The organism is Paenibacillus filicis, from assembly GCF_038070315.1.
Classification (GTDB): domain Bacteria; phylum Bacillota; class Bacilli; order Paenibacillales; family NBRC-103111; genus Paenibacillus_G; species Paenibacillus_G filicis.
This window is the reverse complement of the sequence record NZ_JBBPCC010000021.1, coordinates 67,298-91,042: the sequence shown is the minus strand read 5'-3', so window position 1 is coordinate 91,042 and position 23,745 is coordinate 67,298. Positions and strand designations below refer to the sequence as shown.

Here is a 23,745-nt window from a genome sequence, read left to right as displayed (position 1 = left end):
AATCCGGGCCGTTGCCAGGTGGCGCATGGCCAGCATCACTGCTAGGGATTTGCTGTCTAACGGGGCCTACAGCACAGCTGCTGAAGGAAGAGCGCGGCTCGCCGAGCATCTGCGCAAGCTGCCGCTCGGTTACCTGGGCCGCAGCGACCCCGGGCATCTGGCGAATACGATGATGGGCGACTTCACGATTGTCGAGCATGGCATTTCTCACTTGGTGCCGCAGATGTTCGGCCCGCTCCTGATGCCGCTGCTAGCCATCATGGGGCTAGTCTGGCTCGATTGGCGGATGGCTCTGGCCCTGTTCGCCGCCCTCTCGATCGCAGTGGGGCTGATCTGGCTGCAGGAATACTTGAACGGTATCCGCGTCATCAAAGCCTATAATTTGACCGGAACGCGCTTCGTGCGCCTGGAGAAGTCATTCAAGGAACTGATGCGTCAGAGAATCCGGATCGAAGGACTGCTCGGTCCGATCGTCCTAAGCGCCATCGCTTTTATCAGCGCAGGCTTGAAGCTGATGGTAGCGGTGGGGGTCCATCTGCTCAGTGAAGGCCAGCTCGACCTGATCACCTTCGTGTCCTTCCTGATCGTGGGCAAGCGTATATTCGACCCGCTCACGTCTGCACTTGTGATTTACGCTGAATTCCGGTATCACGATCAGGCGGGCGAGCGCATCGCCAAGCTGCTGAGCGAACCGGTGATACCCGGAACCGATGAGCCTCCGGCTGGCAGTGGACAGCGGATCTCGATTGCCCGCGCTCTGCTGAATAATGCGCCGATCGTGCTGCCTGGACGAGACGACGGCCTAGCTCGATCCGGAGAATGAGGCCGAGATCCAACGCGCCATCGACCGCCTGGCAGATCTCCAGTCAAGCTTAAGTTAGCCTGAGAAGTGGCGAATTCTGTGAGCCAAGTCCAAAGACTCTCCCGATTTCAGTTCAGAAATCGGGGGATTTTTTTATCTTCCAGACGGGTAAAGCTAGCGAACTTCGTTCGGGAGGCAGTGTATGCATGTCCAAACGGACAAGAGCATTTTCACTAGATATTCCCAGGCGTAGGCCCTTGCCTTATTGCTTTGTCATGGCGATTCAGCGGCATTTAGATTCCAGGTCAAGGAATATGCTACAATAGAATAAGATTCCGTTACGAAGAAGGTAGATAGGTATGGACTTATTCGATTATAATCAGCAGTCCTCCGCCGAGGAGTACATGCCGCTAGCCGAGCGCATGAGGCCGCGGAATTTGGACGAATATATCGGCCAGACCCACCTGGTTGGCAAGGGCAAGACGCTGCGCCTCCTAATCGAGTCGGACAAGGTTCCCTCGATGATCCTGCAGGGGCCGCCCTCCAGCGGCAAGACGACGCTGGCCACGATCATCAGCTATCTGAGCGAGGCTGAGTTCATCAAGCTGAACGCCGTCTCTTTGACCATCGCGCTGCTGCGGGAAACGTTCGAGAAGGCTAGGGATATGAAGAAGCTGTACAATAAGCGGACCATTGTGTTTATCGATGAGATTCATGCGATGAAAAGCAATATCCAGGAATCGCTGCTGCCCGTCGTCGAGAACGGCACGATCACCTTGATCGGCTGTACGACGGAGAGTATACAGCATGATATTATCCCTCCGCTCGTGTCGCGCTGCCGGGTGTTCCAGCTTCAGCCGCTGACGGACCGCGAGATTCGGACGGCTCTGCTGCAGGCCTTGGAGGATACGGAGCGCGGGCTAGGCAAGCTGAAGCTGACGATGGCTCCCGATGCGCTCGAATACCTGGCAGACATCTGCAACGGAGACCTTCGCAATGCGCTCAATGCACTGGAGGCTGCTGTCTTCTCGACGTTCGATTCGGATGTCGTCGAGCTTCCCGCTGTCCGCGAGGCGTATGCGACCCGGATCAATACGATCAGCACGAACGACATGTACAACCTGACCTCGGCGCTGTGCAAATGCATGCGGGGCAGTCATACGGACGGGGCGCTCTACTGGCTGGCCCGTCTGCTCGACAGCGGGGTGGACCCGATGTATATCATCCGCCGGGTGATCGTGCATAGCTGCGAGGATGTCGGGATGGCGAACCCGAATGCGCTGCAGGTCGCTGTGGCGGCCAAGGAGGCGATCCAGTTCGTAGGTATGCCGGAAGGCAGGCTGCCGCTCGCGCAGGCGGTCGTCTATGTGTGCGAGAGCCCCAAGTCGAACAGCGTGTATAAAGGCATCAATGCGGCGCTGCAAACGGTGCGCGATCACCGAGCCTACGAGGTGCCTGCGCAGATCCGCGACGGGACCAAAACGTATATCAATCCGATCGATAACCCGGGTGCGGTCATTCAGTACATGCCTCAGGAACTGAAGCATACCCGGTTCTATACCCCGCAGAATGCCGGGGTGGAGGGGAAGATCTATGTGAAGCATCAGGAGAAGCGTACGAAGTAAATCTAAGACGGAGTGTGACTGAATCCAATGAAACTTATTCACTCCCGGATCAAGCCGGCGCTCGCCCTCGTGCTGCTCGCTTCCATCGCGGTGGCCTGCTCGCCGAAGCCCGAAGCGGCCGGCACGCATGCCGGGCATGAGCAGCATCAGATGGCGAATGGCGACATTCAGGAAACCACGGCATCTGCCGCCGTGCTGCCGAAATTTTTGGACAAGCAGACGGAGGAGATCCGCCTCGTCTATCAGGCGGCCGGACACGCTACCGACATCCTCAAGTGGATGCCGTGCTACTGTGGCTGCGGCGAAAGCGCCGGACATCAGAGCAATATGAATTGCTTCGTCAAAGAAGTGAAACCAGACGGCTCTATCGTCTGGGATGACCATGGCACCCGTTGCGGCGTCTGCCTGCAGATCGCCGTGAAGTCGATCAAGCTGAAGCAGGATGGCAAGTCGCTGCTGGAAATCCGCCAGACGATCGACCAGACGTACAAGCAAGGATACGCCAAGCCGACCAAGACGCCGATGCCGTCGGCCTAGCTGGAGCAGGTCTGAGGCTTCAGCAAGAGTCGCGTAGGTAAGATAGCGTTCAATTCCGCAGGCTCTGCGGGATTGAGCGTTTTTTTGTTTGCAGCTATTGTTTGACAACGGTGGTACGTAAGAAAAACGGATCCCCGCCTGAATCAGCTTCGAACGAGGCATCAATGACTATCTTCGTTCGGTCTTGTTGATATCTGGAATGGATATCGTGACGGAATTACTCCATTATGGATCGTTTTTGTCGATACGGGCTTGTATTTCCGTTCTAGGCCAAACTCCGGTTGTATAAGGTAATAGTAATAAAATCCGGATGATCAGGTAAGGCATCCTCGGCTAGGAAGGTGAGTATGGCTTGAGCGGCGATCCGTTCTCCATCTGGTTGTACATCATGTCGGCTATTCTGTTGGTTGGAATCCACAGCTTGCTCGCTGCTGCCCAATACGGGATGGCAAGAGCATCTCCGGGAGGGGGCACGAAGCCTGTGCAGCTCCCTTCCGGGGAGTCAGCCCATGCGGAGCCATGGGGAAGGGAGGAGAGGGAGCAGGCCGGAGAAGCCGGGAGAGTCCCGGCCCCGCTGCGCCGCCCTCAGCTGCACGCGAGCGTGCTCAGAGCGGGCATGTTGCTGACGACGCTGGGCCTGGGGTGGCTTGGATCGTCAGGACTGGCGGAGCTGCTGGAGCCCTTGCTTCATCCGCTGGGACTGCCTGCGATGGCGGTGTATGCCCTTGCCGCTGCAGCCGGGTTCTCCTTGCTCGCTCTGCTGCAGCTTACGCTGGGAGAGCAATTGCCCCGTGCTTATGCGCTCCATAGGCCTGCGCAGTCTCCGGTCTGGCCTGGCCAGACCCTGACTTGGCTCGCCGTAGCGCTGCATCCGCTGCTGCGTCTATCGGAGATCATAACCCATGCGCTGCTGCGCCTGATCGGCATCGACCCGGCGGAAGAGCGCCGTGGCGCCCATACCGAGGATGAGATCCGTTCCCTGATGAAAGAAAGCAACCGGCGTGGATACATTGCCAACACGGAGATGACGCTGGTCGACAATATCTTCGAGTTTGCAGAGACGACAGCCAGGGAGATCATGATTCCCAGGACCGAGATGACCTGCCTCTATGCCCAGCGATCGTATGAAGACAACAAGCTGCTGGCGATCAGTGAGATGCATACACGCTATCCGCTGTGCAAGCCGGATAAGGACAGTATCGTAGGATTTATCCATATCAAGGATCTGCTCAAGCTGTCCGACGATCCGGTGGATATGCAGGACATTGTGCGTCCGATTCTGAAGGTGCCGGAGTCGATGCAGATCAGTGCTCTGCTCAAGCTGATGCAGAAGAGGAAAACGCAAATGGTGCTTCTCATTGACGAGTTCGGAGGCACGAGCGGGCTGGTCACGTTCGAGGACATCATCGAAGAAATCGTCGGAGAGGTTCAGGACGAATTCGACGAGGAGCGACCGCAGATCGAACGCCGGAATGAAGCCGTTCACTCGATAGACGGCCGGTTACTGATCGAAGAAGTGAACGCTTTCTTCGGATTGAATATCGAGACGGACGATTACGATACGATAGGGGGCTGGATTTATTCACAGGTCGAGATGCCTCCTGTCCAGGAGCAGCAGATCCGCTGGGGAGAGCACTGGTCCTTCATTATCGAGGAGGTCGACCATCTGCGCATCTCGCGGATTCTCATTATCCGGGCGCATCCGGACTCCGAGAAGGAGACCTTCTGCAGCTAGTCCCGCTCTGGAGAACAATAGGCGTGGCCTGCCGTCAAGGGAGCCGGCAGCGCATATTGGCCGAAGCTGCTAGATGCTCTGTAGATGCGGGCACGTCTGGATTGATATTGGCCCAAGAAAAATCAATAAAGCGCTGCAGGCCTTGAAGAATCAAGCCATACAGCGCTTTATTTGTCAGGTAAATACGGTTGTAATGAAGAAGTGATTCAAAATTACATCAAATAGCTGCAAAAAAATCAAGCGGTACCCCTTGTTTCGTTTGCCGCAGCCTGTTCGTCTTCGCTACTCCGCCCACTCCGCGAGATGGGTGACATTTTTCCTTCTGCACGGCTTTGGCCATGGATCTCCCTTCCCAACAACAACCCGTCGACAAGACCATCGATACGTACGCGTTCCTCCGGCAGCAGTTGGCGGATTTTTGCCAGCAGTTCAATCTCTTCAGGAGAAAAATCGGAATTATGGTGTAAATTTACATCGACGCACTTCTCTCTTCCGGTCAGCAGCCAATCTGTCGTCACGTCAAAATAGAGCGCGATTGACAAGATAATATCGATGCCCGGCTTCATACTATCTTTTTCGAAACGGCTCAAATTGCTGAAATTAAGCAGCTTCATCAGTTCTTTCTGACGTAAATGCCGGGATTCCCGTAAATAGGCTATTCGTTTTCCCAATGTGTCCAAGAGACTCAACCCCCCCTTGAAATGTTAATGTAAATTAACATATTTACATTTGACTAAATGTAAATATACATATAAACTGATTTTAGATTTACTTTTACATCACAAAAAAAGCTTATCATACATTATGTCCGAACGATAGGTGGTCAAACCTGACGTTGACTGATGATTTTGCTGTTTCGGCTATAGAGAAAGGGGGTGAACGGAGATGCTCGCTCAAGGACAGGCAAGCAACTTTGAATGGCACGAGCTCGACGGCGTGAAGCTGGAGATTATCGCTGTGCATACGCCGTATGGGATCTGTGCCGTCGGGTATCACGAAGCATCGGCACGAGCTTACGTTCTTTCCTCGGTCCTGCATATTGAAGCGCCGGATTTTTATGAGGAGCTTTCTCTGGCTTTGTCCAGAACTGCTGCCAAACAAACGGAAATCAGAACGTTGCCGGTGCAGAGGCTGCAGGCCGTTAGATCTATGACGCCAGGGCTTACCGGGTTTCATCAGAGACATGCCCCGTGGCCGAAGCGCCGTACCTCACCGCCTTCTGTCCCTCTGACTATGAGCTGATTCGAATCAGAGCGAGGGAGAACATGCCGGCAAGCGTAAAATGACGCGAGGAGGAAATGCCTGTTGAATAAGAGAGAGCTAACGCCGCTGGGAGCAGAGGTCAAAAAGCGCTTGATCGATATAGGAATGACTCAGGGACAACTGGCGGAAAAAATCGGCACCAGTGATCAGTATTTGAATCTGATCTTGTATGGACAACGCTCAGGAAAAAAGTATTTATCGAAAATCATGACGGAGCTAGGTATTGATCCGGATACGATTCGTCAGCCTGCGTAACAGGCCGGGAACGTGCAAGTTCCCATGGAGGTTCCATTATAGCAGTAAAGTATACGGCTGATCTGATTCAGATCAGTTTCTTTTTTTGATTTACAACGTAACAGTGTTATGTTACATTGTAAGAGGAGGCGAGAGGATACGATGAGCGATGAAGAGCTTATTTCCAAGAAAGAGCTGCTGGAACTGAAAGGTATCTCTTATGGGCAGCTGTACCGCTGGAAGCGGAAGCAGCTCATTCCGGAGGAGTGGTTTATACGGAAGTCGACCTTCACGGGGCAGGAGACATTTTTTCCGAAGCGGAGCATCTTGGCCCGTATTGATAAAATCGTAAATATGAAGGACGGTCTGTCATTGGATGAGCTGGCGGATGTGTTTTCCCCTGTGATGGATGATTTACCGCTGCAACGATCTGTTTTATTGGAACGAAACATTGTTTCGAAGGTGTCCCTGGATGTATTCACCCCTCTATTCGGGGAAGAAGCGGCACTCTCGTTCCAACGGGTGCTGGTCGTCTATATGCTCGACAAGCTGCTGCATTCCGGGGAGATTAACCTGGACGAAGGGCGAATGATGCTTCAGACCTTGCAGGAGCGGGAAGCTGACCTGGATCGAAAGCCCTGGGTGCTGGCCATTATCCGCAAGATGGGCATATCTTCCTTCGTCATGGCCGAGGGGGAAGTGGTCTGGTTCGAGCCGGGCACGAAGATCGTAGCCAGGCTGCATACGGCTGCATGCGTTGAGGAATTGAAACTCAAACTGAGCTAGGAAAGGATGAGTTATATGGAAACGCGTCATTCGCTTAACGTTACGGGCAACGGTACTTCCTCCGGCGGCGTGTTTAAGGATATCAAGATTGTAGGCGATGCCCAATTTCAGGGTTCTGTGGATTGCATGAGCTTCCGGTGTACAGGGACAGCCCGGGTATCTGGCGATCTGAAGAGCACTTCCTTCGGACTTAGCGGCAACCTGGATATGGACGGCGATCTGGACACGGGGAAGGCTACCGTCAACGGCAGGCTTGAGGTGGGGGGAAATGTAAAAGCCCAGGAGATCAAGTCCAACGGAGAGACCACCATTCGCGGCCATGTGGCCGGCGAGCAGATTCAGATGGAGGGTACGTTCCATATCAAGGGCCGTTGCGAAGCGGAGACACTCGGCATCAAGGGGATGTTCCGAATCGGCGGACTGGTCACAGCCGACCTGGTTCACATAGGCATGCACAGCCGCTGCACCGCTCATGAGATCGGAGGCGAACGGATCGAGGTGCGGAGAGCCGAAGGCACGATGCTGAAAAAGCTGATCGGATCGTTCTTTCTCCCTGCGGATTTCTATGAGGGCACCCTGGACGCGGAAACGATAGAAGGTGACGATGTATACGTAGAGTATACAAATGCCAAGGTTGTGCGGGGCAAACACGTGACGCTTGGTCCCGGTTGCCGGATCCAGCAGGTTGAATATACCCATGAATTTCATAATGAAGCCGGGTCCACTGTAGCGGAAGCTATCAAAACCGGCCATGGATTGGAGTGAATCAGATGACGGTCAGAGCGGATTTGAACATAGACGGCATCATGGGAGGCGCCGGAGGAGGGCTGTACCGCAATGTGACGATCAACGGTCATGGATCCGTGAACGGGAACATCGACTGTGCTACGTTCACGTCGAACGGGCGATCCGTGGTGCGGGGTGAGGTCGTTGCTTCCGGGCAGGTTGACGTGAATGGCTTAGCGGTATTCGAGCAGGACGTGGAAGCCGGGTATATGCATGTTAACGGCAAGGCGGAGGTCGGGGGGTTCCTGGGAGCCGGGCGGCTGCGCGTCGACGGACATATGAAGGTAGGCGCGGGCTTGTCCGGAGAGAGTGTGGAGGTCAACGGATATTTGGGCGTGAAGGGCTCCCTGGAGGCGGAAAGCTTCCGCTCCTGCGGCAGCTTCCGTGTCGACGGCTTGCTGAATATCGGATCCCTCCAAGCGGAGTTGTATGCGGGATGCCAGGCGAAGGAAATCGGAGGAGAAACGATTGAAGTACGCAAGCCCTCGGGAAACAGCCCGTTCGGCCAATGGGTCCGTTCGCTGATCTTCGGAGGCGATCACTTAATCGCGGAGACGATCGAGGGCGATGATATTTATCTGGAATCGACCAAGGCGGGCGTTGTCCGGGGCAAACGGGTAAAGCTGGGTCCAGGCTGTGAGATCGGAGTTGTGGAATATAGCGAATCCTATGATCAGCACCCGGAGGCCAAGGTCACAGACAGCCGGAGAATCGGCTAAAACTCCCCTGCAACAGGCAGACTAAATCTGTAGACTGGTAACATCATATAGAGGAATGGGGAGTAGTCCGATATGGCCAATGCCATTCAACCTAAGTTAGGATTCGTTGTAGCGGGATTAATGCTAGGCATATTGACCGCTGCGATGGACAATACCATCGTGGCGACCGCGATGGGAACGATCGTCTCGGAGCTCGGCGGGCTGGACAAATTCGTCTGGGTCACTAGCGCTTATATGGTCGCGGAGATGGCCGGCATGCCCATATTCGGCAAGCTGTCGGATATGTACGGGCGCAAGCGTTTCTTTGTCTTCGGCATGATCGTGTTTCTGCTGGGCTCCGCCCTATGCGGCACCGCGCAAAGCATCGAGCAGCTCAGTCTGTACCGGGCGATTCAGGGCATCGGCGGCGGAGCGCTGATGCCGATCGCGTTCACGATTATCTTCGACGTATTCCCTCCGGAGAAGCGGGGGAAGGTATCCGGTTTATTCGGGGCTGTGTTCGGCATGTCCAGTATTTTCGGACCGCTGCTCGGCGCTTACATCACCGATTACATCAGCTGGCATTGGGTGTTTTATATCAACCTGCCGATCGGTCTTGTCTCGCTGGGCTGCATTCTGCTTTTCTATAAGGAATCCCTTCGGCACGCCCCTCAGAAGATCGACTGGTATGGCGCCGTTACGCTGGTTGGGGCTATTGTCTGTCTGATGTTCGGCCTGGAGCTGGGCGGTCATACGTACGGATGGAGCTCTCCACAAATTCTGGGGTTATTTGCGGGCTTCATCGTTCTGTTCCTGCTCTTCCTGGTTATTGAGAGAAGGGTGGAGGAGCCGATCATCTCGTTCGATATGTTCCGCAATAAGCTGTATGCGGGCAGCAACCTGGTGGGCCTCTTCTTGGGCATCGCGTTTATCGTGGCTACGGTTTATATCCCGATCTTCATCCAGGGAGTATTCGGCGGTTCGGCGACCAATTCCGGCCTGATTCTGCTCCCGATGATGCTGGGAACGGTCGTGACGGCGCAGGCTGGGGGCTTCCTGGCCGGCTCGGGCAGGATGAGCTTTCGGGGCGTCATGATTATCTTCTCGATTCTTTTCATCATCAGCATCGTGCTGCTTGCTACGATTACGGGAAATACACCGCGCTGGGTATTGACGGTCTATATGATTCTTGTCGGCTTGGGGGTAGGCGCCTCGTTCTCCACACTCGGCATGGCGGCCATGCATCCGTTCGACGAAACCCGCCGCGGCTCGGCCAGTTCGACGATGTCCTTCGTCCGGACGCTGGGAATGACGCTCGGGATTACGATCTACGGCTTGATTCAGCGCAATCATTTTACGTCAGGGCTTGGAGAGGCTTTCGGCCCAGGGGCTGGGGGCGGACTACCCGGAGGCGGTTTCTCCAGCGATCCGCGGGCGCTGCTCTCTCCGGAAGCCCGAGCCTCCATTCCGGCGCCGGTGCTGGAGAAAATTACAGGCGTGCTGTCGGAGTCGATCACGTACGCCTTCATGTGGGCCATCGTACCTGCCGTGCTTGCCTTCGTCTTCGCGCTGACCATGGGCCCGGAACGGATGAACCATGCCAAGGCAGCTAACGGCCCGCAGGGGGAGTAACGAAATGACGGAAGACATGGTATACTTGCTCTAACGATTCATGATTGAGGACGAGAGCAAGGAGATGGGTAAGAGTTGGCCCGTAGATTCAAGGGATTGAAGCTGACCCCGCCGCGCGTCTTTGCGGCGGGCTTTGCGCTTATTATTGCGATCGGGACGCTGCTGCTGTCCCTGCCGGCTGCTGCGGAGAGCGGCCAGCACACGCCGTTCATCGACGCGCTGTTTACGGCGACGTCTGCGACCTGTGTAACGGGACTTGTCATCGTGGATACCGGCACTTATTTTACGACGTTCGGACAATTGGTCATTCTGGGACTGATCCAGCTTGGCGGGCTTGGATTCATGACGACAGTCACTTGGTTCGCCGTCGCTCTGCGCAAGCGTATCTCGCTCCGCGACCGGATTATGCTGAAGGAATCGCTGAACCTGTCGGGCATCGAGGGCGTCGTTCGTCTGATCCTGAGGGTGTTGCTATATTCGGCGCTGATCGAGAGTGTGGCGGCGCTGTACTTCATGTACCGCTGGTCCTACGAGATGCCGCTGCCGCAGGCGGCTTATTACGGCGTGTTCCACGCGATATCCATCTTCAACAATGCAGGGTTCGAGCTGCTGGGCGGGTACCGCAATCTGACCCCTTATGTGAACGACTGGGGGATCAATGTCGTGTCCATGCTGCTCATCCTGCTCGGAAGCATCGGATTTATCGTATTGGCCGAGCTGGTGGATTACCGCCGTACGCGCAGGCTGTCTCTTCACAGCAAGGTGGTGCTTTCCGCTACGGCTGCGCTGACTTTGGTCGGGGCATTGCTGATCTTCATCTTCGAGTTTACGAACACCCGGACGCTCGGTCCGCTGGACTTGGATTCCAAGCTGCTGGCTTCCCTGTTCCAATCGATCAGCCTTCGCTCAGCTGGGGTGAATACCGTCGACATTACCCAGCTGCGGTCGGCGACGATGTTTCTGATGATCATCATGATGTTTATCGGAGCTGCCCCGAGCTCGACGGGTGGCGGTATCAAGCTGACGACCTTCGTGATCCTGGTCGGTGCATTGCTGGCTATGATCCGGGGCAAAGAAGATGTGGTGCTGTTCCGCCACCGCATCGCCAAGAGCGATATTTATAAAGCGACGACGTTCTGCTTTATTGGGCTGTTTTGCGTCGTTGCCTCGACCATGGCGCTATCGGCTGTACAGCAGCAGGATTTCCTGATCATTTTATTCGAGGCGGTGTCGGCCTTCGGCACGGTAGGGCTGAGCGGAGGGCTGACGACGGAGCTGGGGACAGGCGGCAAGGTGATCATTATTCTGATGATGTTTATCGGACGAGTGGGTATTGTGACCCTGGCCTATGCGCTGCAGCCGAATCCGAAGAAAGAGCCTTTCCGCTATCCGGAAGGCAAGCTTACAATCGGTTAGCCGTCTGGGACAAGCCCATTATCATTATAGCCCGGGAAATAATTACAAAAAAACCGTCAGATTCTAGCGAATCCTGACGGTTTTTTAGGGTGTTAGGCCTGAATCATCTGATCGATAACAGCACCGCCGAGACAGATGTCCCCATCGTAGAAGACGACGGACTGTCCGGGAGTAATGGCTTTCTGCGGCTGATCGAAAGCAACCTCGCAGCGGCCGTCCGGCAGAAACTGAACGGTAACCCCCTGATCGGGCTGGCGATACCGGAATTTGGCTGTACACTTGATGGAGGTCTGAGGAGGCTCCCCAGCGATCCAGTTCAGCTCGGAGGCTAGTAGTGCCTTGGAATACAGCTCAGGATGCTTCTCCCCTTGGACAACGTACAGGATGTTCTGCTCCAGGTCCTTGCCGGCTACGAACCAAGGCTCTCCGTTGCCTGAGCCGCCGATACCGAGTCCTTGACGCTGACCGAGCGTGTAATACATCAGTCCGTCGTGACGTCCCTTGACCTCGCCCTCCAGCGTTCTCATCTCGCCGGGCTTGGCCGGCAGATAGCCGCTCAGAAATTCCTTGAAGTTCCGCTCGCCGATGAAGCAGACGCCCGTGCTGTCCTTCTTCTTGGCCGTAGCCAGACCGGCTTTCTCGGCAATGGCCCGTACCTCAGGCTTCGGCAGATGACCGATCGGGAACATCGCTTTGGACAGCTGGTACTGGTTCAGCGCGTTGAGGAAGTAGGTCTGATCCTTCCCGGCGTCAACGCCGCGCAGCAGGCGGTACTTGCCGTCCGACTGCTCCACCCGGGCGTAATGACCCGTGGCGATATAGTCTGCGCCAAGCTCCAGAGCCTTGTTCAGAAATTCACCGAACTTGATCTCCCGGTTGCACATCACATCGGGATTCGGGGTGCGCCCCTTGCGGTATTCGTCCAGGAAGTAGGCAAATACCTTATCCATGTATGGTTTCTCAAAATTTACCGTATAATAGGGGATACCGATCTGATCGCATACCCGGCGTACATCTTCGGCATCTTCCTCTGCCGTGCAATGGCCGAATTCATCGGTGTCGTCCCAGTTTTTCATAAATACGCCGATCACCTCGTAGCCTTGTTCCTTCAGCAGGAGCGCGGATACGGAGGAATCGACACCTCCGGACATCCCAAGGACGATACGTGGTTTACTCATGTGCATTCCCTCGCTTTGCGTGTGACATGGTATGTATTATACAACCATTTGAGGAGAAGACAAAATAATTTCATCAATATAGCAAGGTTAGTCTCCCATAGGAAGCGGATTTATGTTACCATAGAAAAGATACTATAATGTATGATATGTGAATGAGGTGCTTGACTTGAAAATTTCTACCAAAGGCCGCTACGGGCTGACCATCATGATGGAACTGGCGACTCGTTTCGGAGAAGGCCCCACCTCACTGAAAAGCATCGCGGAAAAGCATCAGCTTTCCGAACATTACTTAGAGCAATTGGTTGCCCCGCTGCGTAACGCCGGGTTGGTCAAGAGCATTCGCGGCGCTTACGGTGGCTATATACTTTCGAAGAACGCCGAGGAGATTTCTGCTGGCGATGTGATTCGGGTATTGGAAGGGCCGATCAGTCCGGTCGACTTTACGGAAGAGGATGATCCGGCGAAGCGGCATTTGTGGATTCGCATTCGCGACGGGATCGCCGAGGTGCTGGATTCGACGTCGCTGCAGGACTTGATTTCGTTCAAGGACGAAGGCAGCCAGAACGACAGCTACATGTTTTATATTTAGACCCGGGCAGGCCTTATTCCTAAGGCTTGCCACCCTTACTCTCAATCCGTTGCAAATCAATGCGGGACGAATGTGGTGAATTCAATTGGACACGATTTATTTGGATCATGCCGCTACAACGCCGGTGCATCCGGAAGTGGTAGAGGCTATGCTGCCTTACTGGACAGGAAGCTTTGGCAACGCGTCCAGCATGCATGGAGCCGGTCGCGCAGCGAAGCTCGCACTGAATGCTGCTCGGGACCGAATCGCCGCTTTTGTCGGCTGCTCGTCCTCCGAGCTTATTTTCACGTCCGGAGGTACAGAAAGCGATAATCTGGCGATCTATAGCGCGGCAGAAGCCGGACGCAGCCGTGGCGCTCATATTGTGACGACGCAGATCGAGCATCATGCGGTGCTGCATGCCTGCGAGCGCCTGGAGAAGCTTGGCTATGAAGTGACGTACGTTCCGGTAGACGAATACGGACAAGTCTCGCCAGAGGCTATACGGGAGGCCGTAAGGCCCGACACCGTTCTGATCAGCGTCATGCATGGCAATAACGAAGTAGGTACGCTGCAGCCGATCGAGGAGATCGGAAGCTTTGCGCGCGAACGGGGCATCGTTTTTCACGTGGATGCCGTTCAGTCGCTGGCTTACGTACCCATCCGGTTATCCGAGCTTCCTGTCGATTTCATGAGCTTTTCCGCGCACAAGTTAAACGGTCCCAAGGGGATCGGCGCGTTGTATATAGCTAGAACCGCGCGTTTCATCCCGCAAGGCTACGGAGGCTCGCAGGAGCGCAAACGCCGCCCAGGCACGGAGAACATCCCGGGGATTGCCGGGTTTGGCAAAGCGGTGGAACTATTTGAACGGAACAGGTATGAATCTAGGGAGAAAGTGGAAACACTACGTAGTAGATTGGTCCATGAGCTCGAACTGCGACTTGGCAAGGAAGCCTTTCTCATCAACGGACATCCGGTTGAGCGGCTGCCGCATATTCTGAACGTCAGCTTCCCGGGCATCGCTACGGAAACGATGCTGATGAATCTGGACCTCGCTGGAGTAGCTGCTGCCAGCGGATCCGCCTGTACGTCAGGGTCGCTGGAGACGTCTCATGTTCTGCGTGCGATGGGATTGCCGGATTCGAGAGCAGGCTCGGCGATCCGCTTCAGTTTCGGGGCAGGCAATGATGCGGATCAGATGGTCCGCGCCGCCCAGATTGTTGAAACCGTCGTGCGGCGTCTGCGTAGTAAGGTATAAGTTTCATTGTCGGCAAATGTCCTTTCCTGGTATTGCCGGTGGGGCAGCCGTCTTCGCCTAAAAACTTACCCTGTGCAGGTAAGTCGGGCGATTGTCAAGGACAACGAGGCGATGCTCTCAATTTGGGCTCAAACCCGGAATGGAGAGATTACGGTTGAAGCGAACCCGAGATGTGATCGGGCTGCCCGTGATTTGCGTGCAGACCGGCAAGCAAGTAGGTGCTGTGAAGGATGTGCTGCTTGATGGCGAGTGGCAGGTTCGCGCTTTCATACTCAGCGACGGGCACTGGTTCCAGGAGGCGAATGGCGTCGAATGGGAAGGTGTCATAGCGGTCGGCGACGATGCCGTAACGATCGAGCGTGAAGATCTCATCAAACCGCTGGAGGCTGCAGATTCGTGGAGGATGCTGCTCGGTGGAAGCCGCCGCATCAAGGGGCTGCCGCTGGTTACCGTCAACGGACACCAGCTCGGAATAGTCGACGATGTTTACCTGGATGAGGAATCGGGTAGGAAAGTAATAGGTTATGAAGTAACCGAGGGTTTCATTTCAGATCTCAAAGAAGGGCGCAAGTGGTTGCCAATGCCGGACTCGGTCAAAGTCGGCGAGGATGCCTTGATTGTTCCCGTTCACGCAAGCGAGGCATTGGAGGAAATCTTCGTACCAAAAGAAGAATAGGGTGATACCGATGTTACGTTGTCCAAATTGCAACTCCAAAGATATTGGCAAAATCGGCTCGCACCAGTTTTATTGCTGGGGCTGCTTCATCGAACTGACCGTGAACGGTGAAAAAATGTCCGTATACCAAGTAGAGGAAGACGGTACGCTCAGCTCGCTGGACGATCTCTTCTTCGAAGAGGAAATGCCGCAAGTGCACGCCAACTAACGAATGTACATGCTAGATACGCATATGGAACGCCGCATCCTTGAGGCCCAACCGGGCTTGCTGGATTTGCGGCGTTTTTGGCATGCAGCGGGAAGAAAATTGAGATTATTAATCGTTGAATAGGAAATTTCAATTAGTCAAGCTCATTCCAGACCGATATAATTAAATAAAGTATTCCTACATTAATAATATGATATGAAGGGGTGGTCATTCTGAAATTTGTATTATCCAGCCTTGTGATGAATATCCCTAACGCTGTGACAGGCGAGACACTCACTACACAGCAGAAATATCAGAATATATTGAAACAAGCTGTACTTGCCGAGGAGCTTGGGTTTGACGCTTATGGCATAGGGGAGCGGCACGGAGCTCCGTTCTTATCCTCCTCGCCTCCAGTGGTCTTGACGGCAATTGCAGCCAAAACCTCGCGAATCCGGCTGCTGACCACCGTGACGGTATTGAGCGTGCTGGACCCTGTACGTGTAGCCGAGGATTATGCGACACTGGATCATCTCTCCGGCGGCCGGCTGGAGCTGATCATCGGCAAAGGCAACGATCCGCGCCATTACCCATTGTTCGGCATTACCGAGGAAGAGCAATGGGATTCCTTGGCTGAACGCTACGCGCTGCTCAAACAGCTCTGGAACGAAGAGGAAGTCACCTGGGAAGGACGTTACCGCTCGCCGCTGCATCAAGTGACTACGCAGCCCAGACCTTATCAAGCATCCATCCCAGTTTGGCACGGCAGTGCATCAAGCACGCTCTCGACGGAGCTTGCGGCGAAATACGGAGAGCCGATTTTCTCATCCAACACGTTCCATCCACAGGCTAAGTACAAAGCGCTGATCGATCATTATCGGGAACGGTTGGCCCACTATGGTCATGATCCGAAGAATGCCGTGGTAGGTGCAGGCGGAGGGAGCCTGTATCTGGCGGATACGTCTGAAGAAGCGGTCAAGCGGTTTCGTCCTTACTATGACGCCTTTCACTCCACCGCATCCTCGAAGCACAACAAGACGCCTTTCAAGGATCTTGATGACAATCTCGCGAACGGCCCCATACTGGTGGGAAGCGCGGATTTCGTGATCGAAAAAATTCTTAATTACCACAAAGCTTACGGGCATCAAGTGCTAAGCATCGGCGTAGACGGACTTACCGAAGCGGAGCAGCACGAGCAGCTCGAGCGCTTTGCCAAGGATGTGATTCCGGTGCTGCGCCGTGAAATTCCGAGCACAGTATGGAGCACGAACCCTTCGGTGTTGCAGCAAGGGGAAGTGATCGTATCCTCGCGTTGAGAAGCGGGGATAACGAAGCATCCATACGGACATCAGCAAGACATGCTTGGAGATCGAAAGGAATTAAGGACTGGGTGCGGGTCGGTTCATTACCGATTCGCCCCAGTCCTTTTTCCATCAAAGGCTCTTCTGTCCCGCCGAAATATGGGTTAAGAAAGGAAGGTTGTACATATACTGTCTACTGTAGAAAATGGAAACCTGCCGCTGCCCATGCGGCCGAGGAGAGGAAGCCGATGGACAAACTGCCGAAAAACCGCATTCTGCTGGGCATGGTCTATGTGCTGATCGGGCTCGTTATCCTGCTGCTGCTGATGCAGCTTCGGCCGATGATTACAGGGGTCTATGTATTTCTCCGGGAAATTCTGACGCCGTTCATCATCGCCCTGATCATATCCTATGTGCTGAATCCCGTCGTATCGCTGCTTGGCGCCCGCCGGGTGCCCCGTACGATTGCGGTGCTCCTGATCTATGCCATGTTCATCATGTCCATGACCGTAATCCTGATGAATGTCATCCCGATGTTCGTCAAGCAGCTCGCGGAGCTGAACCAGCATATGCCGGATGTCTCCTTCCGCGCACAAAGTCTGGTGGACAATCTGAACGGCCTGCAATTTCTGCCGGACAGCGTCCGGATCGGGATCAACCAGTCGTTATCTAAGCTGGAGGCCAGCGTGTCCTCGGCGATTGCGGATTACATCAACGGCATTGGCAACACGATCAATACGCTGTTCATGATTTTCATCATCCCCTTCGTTTCGTTCTATATGCTGAAGGACTTTCAACTGCTGGAGAAAACGACGCTGGCGATCGTGCCCAAGACGCACCGCAAGGAGCTGGTTTCGATGCTGATGGATATCGATACGGCACTCGGCAACTACATTCGGGGTCAATTCACCGTCTGTGTCATCATCGGCGTGCTGGCTTACATCGGTTATTGGGCGATAGGTATTCCCTACGCGCTGCTGCTGGCGAGCATCGTGGCGGTGTTCAATATTGTCCCTTATCTTGGGCCGTTCCTCGGAGCGGCACCTGCTCTGATCGTGGCATCGACGGTCTCCATCAAGATGGTGCTGCTGGTCATTGTAGTGAATATGGTGTGCCAGATTCTAGAGGGCAATGTCATCTCCCCGCAGGTGGTAGGGAGGTCGCTCAAGATGCATCCGCTGTTTATTATCTTTGCACTACTTGTAGGCGGAGAAGTAGCCGGAGTGCCAGGGCTTATTCTGGCCGTGCCATTTTTTGCGGTGATGAAGGTGATCCTGCAGCACTTGTTCCTGTACTATGTACATAAGCGTACGGTGTAGCGGCCAAAGTGGCCGGCGGCCAGTTGACAGTCTCCGCTATCCAGCGGTATAATTTGCCGGTATAGCTTTTATTGACTATAGTCAAAAAGCGTTGAAGAAATCCAGTAGGTCGTAGTCCATTGGCCAGAGAGAAGGCTTGGGGCGGTGGCGCATGCTCGGCGGGTCGGCATAGGATGCCGGGCAGCGGAAAAGTGCCAAACGCTTCGCTGTGAGAGCCTTTCTAATGAAGGATGACCGAAAGCTCATTTCGGAGTGCGGATAAACTCCGCCGGATTCGGACCCGTTAACGTCCGGCAAGAGGAGATTGTGCATCGTTCCGGCGCGCCTAGGCGGCTTCCGGCGGTTCATATGCGCAATAACCAGGGTGGTACCGCGATTCAATCGTCCCTGTTTTCAGGGGCGTTTTTTTGTCGTTTTACGTTTCATACCAATTGAGGGGGTTATTAGAGTGAAAGCTAGTGAAATTCGCGCCAAATGGTTAGCTTTTTTTGAAAGCAAGGGACATAAGATCGAGCCGAGCGCTCCGCTCGTCCCTCACAACGACCCGTCGCTACTGTGGATCAATGCTGGCATGGCGCCGCTGAAGCCGTATTTTGATGGACGCGTCGTGCCTGAGAACCCGCGCATTGCCAATTCGCAGAAGTGCATTCGTACCAATGATATCGAGAATGTAGGCAAAACGCGCCGTCACCACACGTTCTTCGAGATGCTGGGCAACTTCTCCATCGGCGATTATTTCAAGGAAGAAGTGATCACTTGGGCCTGGGAGTTCCTGACGAGCAAGGAGTGGATCGGCTTCGATCCTGAGCGGCTGTCGGTTACGGTATACCCTGAGGATACCGAGGCCTTCGAATTCTGGAACAAGAAGATCGGTCTTCCCGAAGAGCGCATCTACAAGCTGGATGAGAACTTCTGGGATATCGGCGAAGGTCCGTGCGGCCCGTGTACGGAGATTTTCTACGACCGCGGCGATAAGTACGGTGATCTAAGCGATCCTGAGTGCTGGCCGGGCGGCGAGAACGAACGCTTCCTCGAAGTATGGAACCTCGTCTTCTCGCAATTCAACCACAACAAGGACGGCAGCTACACGCCGCTGCCGAACAAGAATATCGATACGGGCGCTGGGTTGGAGCGCTTCGCTTCCATTCTGCAGGACGTAGACTCCAACTTCGACACCGACCTGTTCCAGCCGATTATTCAGAAGACGGCTGAGCTGGCAGGTGTGACGTATAAGCAGAACACCGAGACGGACATTGCGTTGAAGGTCATTGCCGACCATATCCGCACCGTGGCATTCTCTGTGGGCGACGGCGTGCTGCCTTCCAACGAAGGGCGCGGTTATGTCATCCGCCGTCTACTGCGCCGTGCCGTTCGCTACGGCAAGGTGATAGGCCTGGATAAGCCGTTCCTGTACTCGCTGACGGGTATCGTGGGCGACATCATGGGTGTCTACTATCCGGAGGTTGTACAGAAGCGTGAGTTCATCGAGAAGGTCATCCGCAACGAAGAGGAGCGGTTCCACGAGACGCTGGGCGGCGGTCTGGCGATTCTGGCCGAGCTGACGGCGAAGGCGCGTCAAGCAGGCGAATCCTCCATCAGCGGACCTGATGCGTTCAAGCTGTATGACACGTACGGGTTCCCGTTCGACCTGACCGAGGATTTTGCCAACGAACAAGGCCTCACGGTCGATCGTGCCGGCTTCGATGCCTCTATGCAGGAGCAGCGGGAGCGCGCCCGCGCGGCTCGTCAGGAGTCCGACAGCATGAAGGTGCAGGGCGGTCCGCTGGCGGATTATACGGTTAAAAGCGAGTTTGTTGGTTATACTGAACTGGTAACAACTGCTAAAATCGAAGTGATCGTTCACGAGCAGCAGTTCGTGGATCTCGTCGGTACGGGCGAGCTGTGCCAGGTCATCCTCGACCGCACACCGTTCTATGCGGAAAGCGGCGGTCAGGTCAGCGACCATGGCTATATCACGGCAGGCGACCTTGTGCTGAAAGTTGAGGACGTCGGCAAGGCACCGCATGGCCAGCATGTGCACACGGTGCGTGTCGAAGCGGGCGTGCTCCGCAAGGGCGAGACCGTGCAGGCGGTCGTCACTCAGGATGTGCGTGAGGATATCATCAAGAACCATACAGCGACTCACCTGCTGCATAAAGCGCTGAAGGAAGTGCTGGGCGATCATGTAAACCAGGCGGGCTCGCTCGTCGCTCCGGACCGTTTGCGCTTCGACTTCTCGCACTTCGGCGGCATCTCGGCCGAGGAGCTGCAGGAGATCGAGCGCCGCGTCAATGCGCAGGTATGGAAGAATATCGCTGTCAACATCGACCTGAAGCCGATCGCGGAAGCGAAGGCGTTGGGCGCGATGGCGCTGTTCGGCGAGAAATACGGCGACATCGTGCGTGTCGTACGCGTCGGCGATTACAGCCTTGAGCTGTGCGGCGGCTGTCATGTCGGCAGCACGGGTCAGATCGGTCTGTTCAAGATCATCAGCGAGTCGGGCATCGGTTCCGGTGTGCGCCGGATCGAGGCGGCAACGGGAAGAGGCGCTTATCAATATCTGGATGACCAGCTGCAACTGCTGCGCGATGCGGCAGCCTTGCTGAAGTCCAATATTCAGGATGTGCCTAAGCGTGTAGAGGGTCTGTTCGCCCAGCTCAAGGAACAGGCGCGCGAGAATGAATCGCTCAAGGCGAAGCTGTCCAGCGTAGAGGCGGGTTCTCTGACTACCCAAGTCAAGACGGTCGGCGGTATCACCCTGCTGGCGGCTGAAGTCAGCGCAGGGGATATGGAGACGCTCCGCAATATTGTGGATCAAATGAAGCAAAAGCTCGGCTCCGCCGTTATCGTGCTCGGCGCAGCGGCAGAAGGCAAGGTGAACCTCGTCGCTGCCGTAACGCCGGATCTGGTCAGCCAGGGCTACCACGCCGGCAAGCTGATCAAGGAAGTGGCGACAGCCTGCGGCGGGAGCGGCGGCGGCCGTCCGGATATGGCACAGGCAGGCGGTAAGGATGCTTCCAAGCTGTCCGAAGCGCTCAGCGGCGTAGAAGCCTTGATTGAGTCTAAATAAATGTTGGATAAAAGGTTCGCCTGTCAAGAGGAATTTGTAGACTTATGGCGAATATGTGAGTAACTAAGAATTGCAGGGGGTGCTTCGCAAGATGAGTTCAATGGATAAAACGATGAAGTTCAACGTGAAAGCGGAAGAAATTGAAACCTCGCCCAAAGAAGTCATTCTGGCGGTATATGACGCGCTGCAGGAAAAAGGGTATAATCCCATTAACCAGATCGTCGGTTATCTGCTCTCCGGCGATCCGGCTTATATCCCGCGTCACGATAACGCCCGAAGCATCATTCGCAAACGGGAGCGGGACGAACTGATCGAGGAATTGGTCCGTTCGTATCTGAAGCAGTACAAGTCATAGTTCACGAACGGGGCAGCATGCATGCGGTTGATGGGATTGGATTACGGAGACAAAACGATTGGCGTCGCGGTCAGCGATGAGCTCGGATGGACGGCCCAGGGGCTGGAGGTGATCCGGCGTACGACCGGAGAACGAGACCTGGGCCGGCTTCGGGACATTATCCGCGACTATGAGGTTTCGGAGATTGTCGTCGGTTTGCCGAAGAACATGAATAACACGATCGGACCCCGTGGAGAGCTGTGCATCGAGTTCTCCCGGTGGCTGCACGAGGAGCTGCAGCTGCCCGTTCATCTATGGGATGAACGGCTGACCACCGTCTCGGCGCAGCGGACGCTGATCGAGGCGGACGTAAGCCGCAAGAAGCGGAAGCAGGTCGTCGATAAGATGGCCGCAGCTTTGATCCTGCAAAACTATATGGATGCACATTCCAAGTCGAAGAGGTGAAGGACCATGTCCCAGAAGGAACAAGGCGACATTCAGGGTCAACTGGAAGAAGAACCCGAAATTATTTTTATTCCGGATGAAGAAGGCAATGAGGAAGAATTCGAAGTGATCATGAAGTTCGAGGTGGATGACTCGGACAAGAAGTACATGATGGTTGTTCCTGTCGATGCGGATGAGGAGTCCGATGAAGTGTACGCGTTCCGCTATGAGGAAGACGGAGATGATCTCCAGCTGTACACGATCGAAGACGAGGAAGAGTGGAACATCGTCGAAGAAACGTTCAACACCCTGATGGATGAGTTCGATGAAGATGAGGAAGAGGAAGAGTCGAAGTAAAACTTCGGCTCTTTCCCTACGTGAGGAGGACCCTATGTCGAATTCGGCCCAAGAGGCAGCTCCTACGCGCCAGTTGCGGGATGCGTACGGAGATGATATTATTTTATATGACGAACAGCAGGAATCCGTCGTATACCGTATCGTATCCGAGCTTATATGGAACGGCAACGGTTACGCTATGCTGGAGAAGGAAAAGCCGGGCAAGTCGGATGAACCGGAGATTTTTCGCGTCACGCGCAAGGGCGATGGCGAGCTGGAGCTGGAGACGATCGAGGATGACGACGAGTGGGAAGATATCTCGGAGTTGTTCGACGAGCTGCTGCTGCCGGATGATGAAGCCTTGTAAGCGGCAATTGACCTTTAACAGCCAATGAGCGGAGATAATCCGCTCTTTTTCGTTTGTTTGGGAGAAAGGAGCGGCGTAAGACGTAAGAAGCGCCTGAAGGAACTGTGATGAAAGTCAAGCGGCTTTGGTTGAGAGGACTTATCCTGATTATTTGTTTGGCCGCCGGTCTTGCGGCCGGCCTGGCCTTGTATATCAGCCGCAGCCTGGCACCGTCTCCTGCCTCGGATATATCCGTACGCATAGTATTCCCGGCGGGAACCGGCGTGAGCCAGCTTGCTGCTGAGCTGGAGCGCAAGGGCTTGATCCGCGATGCGCGGCTGTTCACGTACTATGTGAAGTACAAGGGCGAGGGCGGCCGCTTTCAAGCTGGGGACTACGACATGCAGCCAGGACTGACACTGGATGCGATTATGGACAAGCTGAACCGCGGGGAGACGGTTAAGGAAGCCGGGCTGCGCCTGACCGTGCCGGAAGGGTTCACCGTCCGGCAGATCGCGGAGAAGCTGCAGCAGGCCGGGATTGACCCGGCCGCGTTCGAGGCGGCTGTCACGCGCTTCGCAGCACCCAAGGATTCGGCGGCATCCGCCATTCCGAGCGATCCGAACCTGAAGGTGCGTCTGGAGGGGTATCTGTACCCCGACACGTACGAGTGGAAGAAGGATGCGACGCCGGACGAGATGATCGCCACGATGACAGGGCAGCTCGACAAGCGGCTGCAGGAGCTGCCGGAGGGCTGGCGGCAGGCGATGGCGGACCAGGGACTGACTTTACATCAGACCTTGACGCTCGCGTCGCTGATCGAGCGGGAGGTAGCTGTGGATGAGGAACGTGCGCTCGTCAGCGGCGTCATCCATAACCGGCTCAAGCAGAACAAGCAGCTCGAGATTGATGCCACGATCCAGTATTTATTCGACAAGCAGAAGGAACGGCTCTTCGAGAAGGATTTGCGGGTCGAGAGTCCTTATAATACGTACTTGAATAGGGGATTGCCTCCGGGGCCGATCGCAAGTCCGTCACTAGCTTCGATCCGTGCGGCGATCTATCCCCAAGAGACGAAGTATTTATTTTATGTGACCAAGAAGGATGGCAGCCGCAAGCATCTGTTCGCCGAAACCTTCGAGGAGCACAAGAAAAATATAGCCGAGAGCAACAAGACGGGATCGCCTTGATCCAGGGTGAACCGAATCTGAGGA

Annotated in this window: 24 protein-coding genes and 1 pseudogene; 23 read left to right on the top strand and 2 right to left on the bottom strand. The window is 55.0% G+C overall.

Annotation, left to right across the window (positions count from 1 at the left end; all coding sequences use genetic code 11):
- Positions 1–61: 61 nt before the first annotated feature.
- The 4 genes and pseudogenes from WMW72_RS26560 to WMW72_RS26545 form a co-directional block, all read left to right on the top strand.
- Positions 62–721 (top strand): annotated as a pseudogene (locus tag WMW72_RS26560) (ABC transporter transmembrane domain-containing protein); the annotation flags it as partial.
- A 440-nt stretch (positions 722–1,161) separates the two neighbouring features.
- Positions 1,162–2,427, top strand: a complete 1,266-nt coding sequence (locus WMW72_RS26555; protein WP_341418607.1) for a replication-associated recombination protein A — start codon at positions 1,162–1,164, stop codon at positions 2,425–2,427.
- A 27-nt stretch (positions 2,428–2,454) separates the two neighbouring features.
- A complete protein-coding gene (locus tag WMW72_RS26550) occupies positions 2,455–2,964 on the top strand; it encodes a PCYCGC motif-containing (lipo)protein (protein ID WP_341418606.1) in 510 nt (169 codons plus the stop codon).
- Positions 2,965–3,316: 352 nt separating this feature from the next.
- Entirely contained in the window at positions 3,317–4,699 is a 1,383-nt protein-coding gene (locus WMW72_RS26545; protein WP_341418605.1) for a hemolysin family protein, read from the top strand.
- 236 nt (positions 4,700–4,935) lie between these two features.
- On the opposite strand, the gene WMW72_RS26540 is transcribed toward WMW72_RS26545, so the two are convergent.
- On the bottom strand, positions 4,936–5,379 hold the full coding sequence (locus WMW72_RS26540) for a helix-turn-helix domain-containing protein (protein ID WP_341418604.1): 444 nt from the start codon (positions 5,377–5,379) through the stop codon (positions 4,936–4,938).
- A 205-nt stretch (positions 5,380–5,584) separates the two neighbouring features.
- On the opposite strand from WMW72_RS26540, the gene WMW72_RS26535 reads away from it, so the two are divergent.
- The 7 genes from WMW72_RS26535 (at position 5,585) to WMW72_RS26505 (ending at position 11,514) form a co-directional block, all read left to right on the top strand.
- Positions 5,585–5,941: a hypothetical protein gene (locus WMW72_RS26535; protein ID WP_341418603.1), complete on the top strand. Its 357-nt coding sequence runs from the start codon at positions 5,585–5,587 to the stop codon at positions 5,939–5,941.
- Positions 5,942–6,004: 63 nt separating this feature from the next.
- Positions 6,005–6,217, top strand: coding sequence for a helix-turn-helix domain-containing protein (locus WMW72_RS26530; RefSeq protein ID WP_341418602.1), 213 nt, complete (start codon positions 6,005–6,007; stop codon positions 6,215–6,217).
- A gap of 141 nt (positions 6,218–6,358) precedes the next feature.
- Positions 6,359–6,982, top strand: coding sequence for a YhbD family protein (locus tag WMW72_RS26525; protein ID WP_341418601.1), 624 nt, complete (start codon positions 6,359–6,361; stop codon positions 6,980–6,982).
- 6 nt (positions 6,983–6,988) lie between these two features.
- Positions 6,989–7,747 (top strand): polymer-forming cytoskeletal protein, encoded by a 759-nt coding sequence (locus tag WMW72_RS26520; RefSeq protein WP_341418600.1) that lies wholly within the window; start codon positions 6,989–6,991, stop codon positions 7,745–7,747.
- A 5-nt stretch (positions 7,748–7,752) separates the two neighbouring features.
- On the top strand, positions 7,753–8,487 hold the full coding sequence (locus tag WMW72_RS26515) for a bactofilin family protein (RefSeq protein ID WP_341418599.1): 735 nt from the start codon (positions 7,753–7,755) through the stop codon (positions 8,485–8,487).
- A gap of 72 nt (positions 8,488–8,559) precedes the next feature.
- Positions 8,560–10,098, top strand: coding sequence for an MDR family MFS transporter (locus tag WMW72_RS26510; RefSeq protein ID WP_341418598.1), 1,539 nt, complete (start codon positions 8,560–8,562; stop codon positions 10,096–10,098).
- Positions 10,099–10,173: 75 nt separating this feature from the next.
- Entirely contained in the window at positions 10,174–11,514 is a 1,341-nt protein-coding gene (locus tag WMW72_RS26505) for a TrkH family potassium uptake protein (protein ID WP_341418597.1), read from the top strand.
- Positions 11,515–11,606: 92 nt separating this feature from the next.
- Here WMW72_RS26505 and mnmA read toward each other — a convergent pair whose 3' ends face one another.
- Positions 11,607–12,692: a tRNA 2-thiouridine(34) synthase MnmA gene (gene mnmA, locus WMW72_RS26500; protein WP_423227602.1), complete on the bottom strand. Its 1,086-nt coding sequence runs from the start codon at positions 12,690–12,692 to the stop codon at positions 11,607–11,609.
- Between the two features lie 166 nt (positions 12,693–12,858).
- On the opposite strand from mnmA, the gene cymR reads away from it, so the two are divergent.
- The 12 genes from cymR (at position 12,859) to mltG (ending at position 23,721) form a co-directional block, all read left to right on the top strand.
- The gene (gene cymR, locus WMW72_RS26495; RefSeq protein WP_341418595.1) at positions 12,859–13,281 is read left to right on the top strand and encodes a cysteine metabolism transcriptional regulator CymR; all 423 of its coding nucleotides are present in this window, start codon (positions 12,859–12,861) and stop codon (positions 13,279–13,281) included.
- A gap of 85 nt (positions 13,282–13,366) precedes the next feature.
- On the top strand, positions 13,367–14,518 hold the full coding sequence (locus WMW72_RS26490; RefSeq protein WP_341418594.1) for a cysteine desulfurase family protein: 1,152 nt from the start codon (positions 13,367–13,369) through the stop codon (positions 14,516–14,518).
- Between the two features lie 139 nt (positions 14,519–14,657).
- Positions 14,658–15,194 carry a PRC-barrel domain-containing protein gene (locus tag WMW72_RS26485; protein WP_341418593.1) on the top strand — a complete coding sequence of 179 codons (537 nt, stop codon included), beginning with the start codon at positions 14,658–14,660 and terminating at the stop codon, positions 15,192–15,194.
- A gap of 10 nt (positions 15,195–15,204) precedes the next feature.
- Entirely contained in the window at positions 15,205–15,402 is a 198-nt protein-coding gene (locus tag WMW72_RS26480) for a hypothetical protein (RefSeq protein WP_028549805.1), read from the top strand.
- A gap of 212 nt (positions 15,403–15,614) precedes the next feature.
- Complete coding sequence (locus tag WMW72_RS26475) at positions 15,615–16,697, top strand: LLM class flavin-dependent oxidoreductase (protein WP_341418659.1); 1,083 nt, start codon at positions 15,615–15,617, stop codon at positions 16,695–16,697.
- Positions 16,698–16,930: 233 nt separating this feature from the next.
- On the top strand, positions 16,931–18,001 hold the full coding sequence (locus WMW72_RS26470; RefSeq protein WP_341418592.1) for an AI-2E family transporter: 1,071 nt from the start codon (positions 16,931–16,933) through the stop codon (positions 17,999–18,001).
- A 448-nt stretch (positions 18,002–18,449) separates the two neighbouring features.
- The gene (gene alaS, locus WMW72_RS26465; protein ID WP_341418591.1) at positions 18,450–21,071 is read left to right on the top strand and encodes an alanine--tRNA ligase; all 2,622 of its coding nucleotides are present in this window, start codon (positions 18,450–18,452) and stop codon (positions 21,069–21,071) included.
- A 91-nt stretch (positions 21,072–21,162) separates the two neighbouring features.
- Positions 21,163–21,426 (top strand): IreB family regulatory phosphoprotein, encoded by a 264-nt coding sequence (locus tag WMW72_RS26460; protein ID WP_072329451.1) that lies wholly within the window; start codon positions 21,163–21,165, stop codon positions 21,424–21,426.
- Positions 21,427–21,447: 21 nt separating this feature from the next.
- Positions 21,448–21,870 carry a Holliday junction resolvase RuvX gene (ruvX, locus tag WMW72_RS26455; RefSeq protein ID WP_341418590.1) on the top strand — a complete coding sequence of 141 codons (423 nt, stop codon included), beginning with the start codon at positions 21,448–21,450 and terminating at the stop codon, positions 21,868–21,870.
- Positions 21,871–21,876: 6 nt separating this feature from the next.
- Positions 21,877–22,206, top strand: a complete 330-nt coding sequence (locus WMW72_RS26450; protein ID WP_341418589.1) for a DUF1292 domain-containing protein — start codon at positions 21,877–21,879, stop codon at positions 22,204–22,206.
- Between the two features lie 34 nt (positions 22,207–22,240).
- Positions 22,241–22,552, top strand: coding sequence for a DUF1292 domain-containing protein (locus WMW72_RS26445; RefSeq protein WP_341418588.1), 312 nt, complete (start codon positions 22,241–22,243; stop codon positions 22,550–22,552).
- A gap of 107 nt (positions 22,553–22,659) precedes the next feature.
- Entirely contained in the window at positions 22,660–23,721 is a 1,062-nt protein-coding gene (gene mltG, locus WMW72_RS26440; RefSeq protein ID WP_341418658.1) for an endolytic transglycosylase MltG, read from the top strand.
- Positions 23,722–23,745: the final 24 nt, after the last annotated feature.

What these genes read in the sequence shown, in the direction of transcription:
- WMW72_RS26510 (WP_341418598.1), top strand. Translation starts at nt 8,560, where the DNA reads ATGGCCAATGCCATTCAACCTAAGTTAGGATTCGTTGTAGCGGGATTA.
- WMW72_RS26515 (WP_341418599.1), top strand. Translation starts at nt 7,753, where the DNA reads ATGACGGTCAGAGCGGATTTGAACATAGACGGCATCATGGGAGGCGCC.
- WMW72_RS26555 (WP_341418607.1), top strand. Translation starts at nt 1,162, where the DNA reads ATGGACTTATTCGATTATAATCAGCAGTCCTCCGCCGAGGAGTACATG.
- mltG (WP_341418658.1), top strand. Translation starts at nt 22,660, where the DNA reads ATGAAAGTCAAGCGGCTTTGGTTGAGAGGACTTATCCTGATTATTTGT.
- WMW72_RS26550 (WP_341418606.1), top strand. Translation starts at nt 2,455, where the DNA reads ATGAAACTTATTCACTCCCGGATCAAGCCGGCGCTCGCCCTCGTGCTG.
- WMW72_RS26470 (WP_341418592.1), top strand. Translation starts at nt 16,931, where the DNA reads ATGGACAAACTGCCGAAAAACCGCATTCTGCTGGGCATGGTCTATGTG.
- WMW72_RS26525 (WP_341418601.1), top strand. Translation starts at nt 6,359, where the DNA reads ATGAGCGATGAAGAGCTTATTTCCAAGAAAGAGCTGCTGGAACTGAAA.
- WMW72_RS26485 (WP_341418593.1), top strand. Translation starts at nt 14,658, where the DNA reads ATGGAGAGATTACGGTTGAAGCGAACCCGAGATGTGATCGGGCTGCCC.
- ruvX (WP_341418590.1), top strand. Translation starts at nt 21,448, where the DNA reads ATGCGGTTGATGGGATTGGATTACGGAGACAAAACGATTGGCGTCGCG.
- WMW72_RS26445 (WP_341418588.1), top strand. Translation starts at nt 22,241, where the DNA reads ATGTCGAATTCGGCCCAAGAGGCAGCTCCTACGCGCCAGTTGCGGGAT.
- WMW72_RS26480 (WP_028549805.1), top strand. Translation starts at nt 15,205, where the DNA reads ATGTTACGTTGTCCAAATTGCAACTCCAAAGATATTGGCAAAATCGGC.
- WMW72_RS26460 (WP_072329451.1), top strand. Translation starts at nt 21,163, where the DNA reads ATGAGTTCAATGGATAAAACGATGAAGTTCAACGTGAAAGCGGAAGAA.
- WMW72_RS26535 (WP_341418603.1), top strand. Translation starts at nt 5,585, where the DNA reads ATGCTCGCTCAAGGACAGGCAAGCAACTTTGAATGGCACGAGCTCGAC.
- WMW72_RS26450 (WP_341418589.1), top strand. Translation starts at nt 21,877, where the DNA reads ATGTCCCAGAAGGAACAAGGCGACATTCAGGGTCAACTGGAAGAAGAA.
- WMW72_RS26520 (WP_341418600.1), top strand. Translation starts at nt 6,989, where the DNA reads ATGAGTTATATGGAAACGCGTCATTCGCTTAACGTTACGGGCAACGGT.
- mnmA (WP_423227602.1), bottom strand. Translation starts at nt 12,692, where the DNA reads ATGAGTAAACCACGTATCGTCCTTGGGATGTCCGGAGGTGTCGATTCC.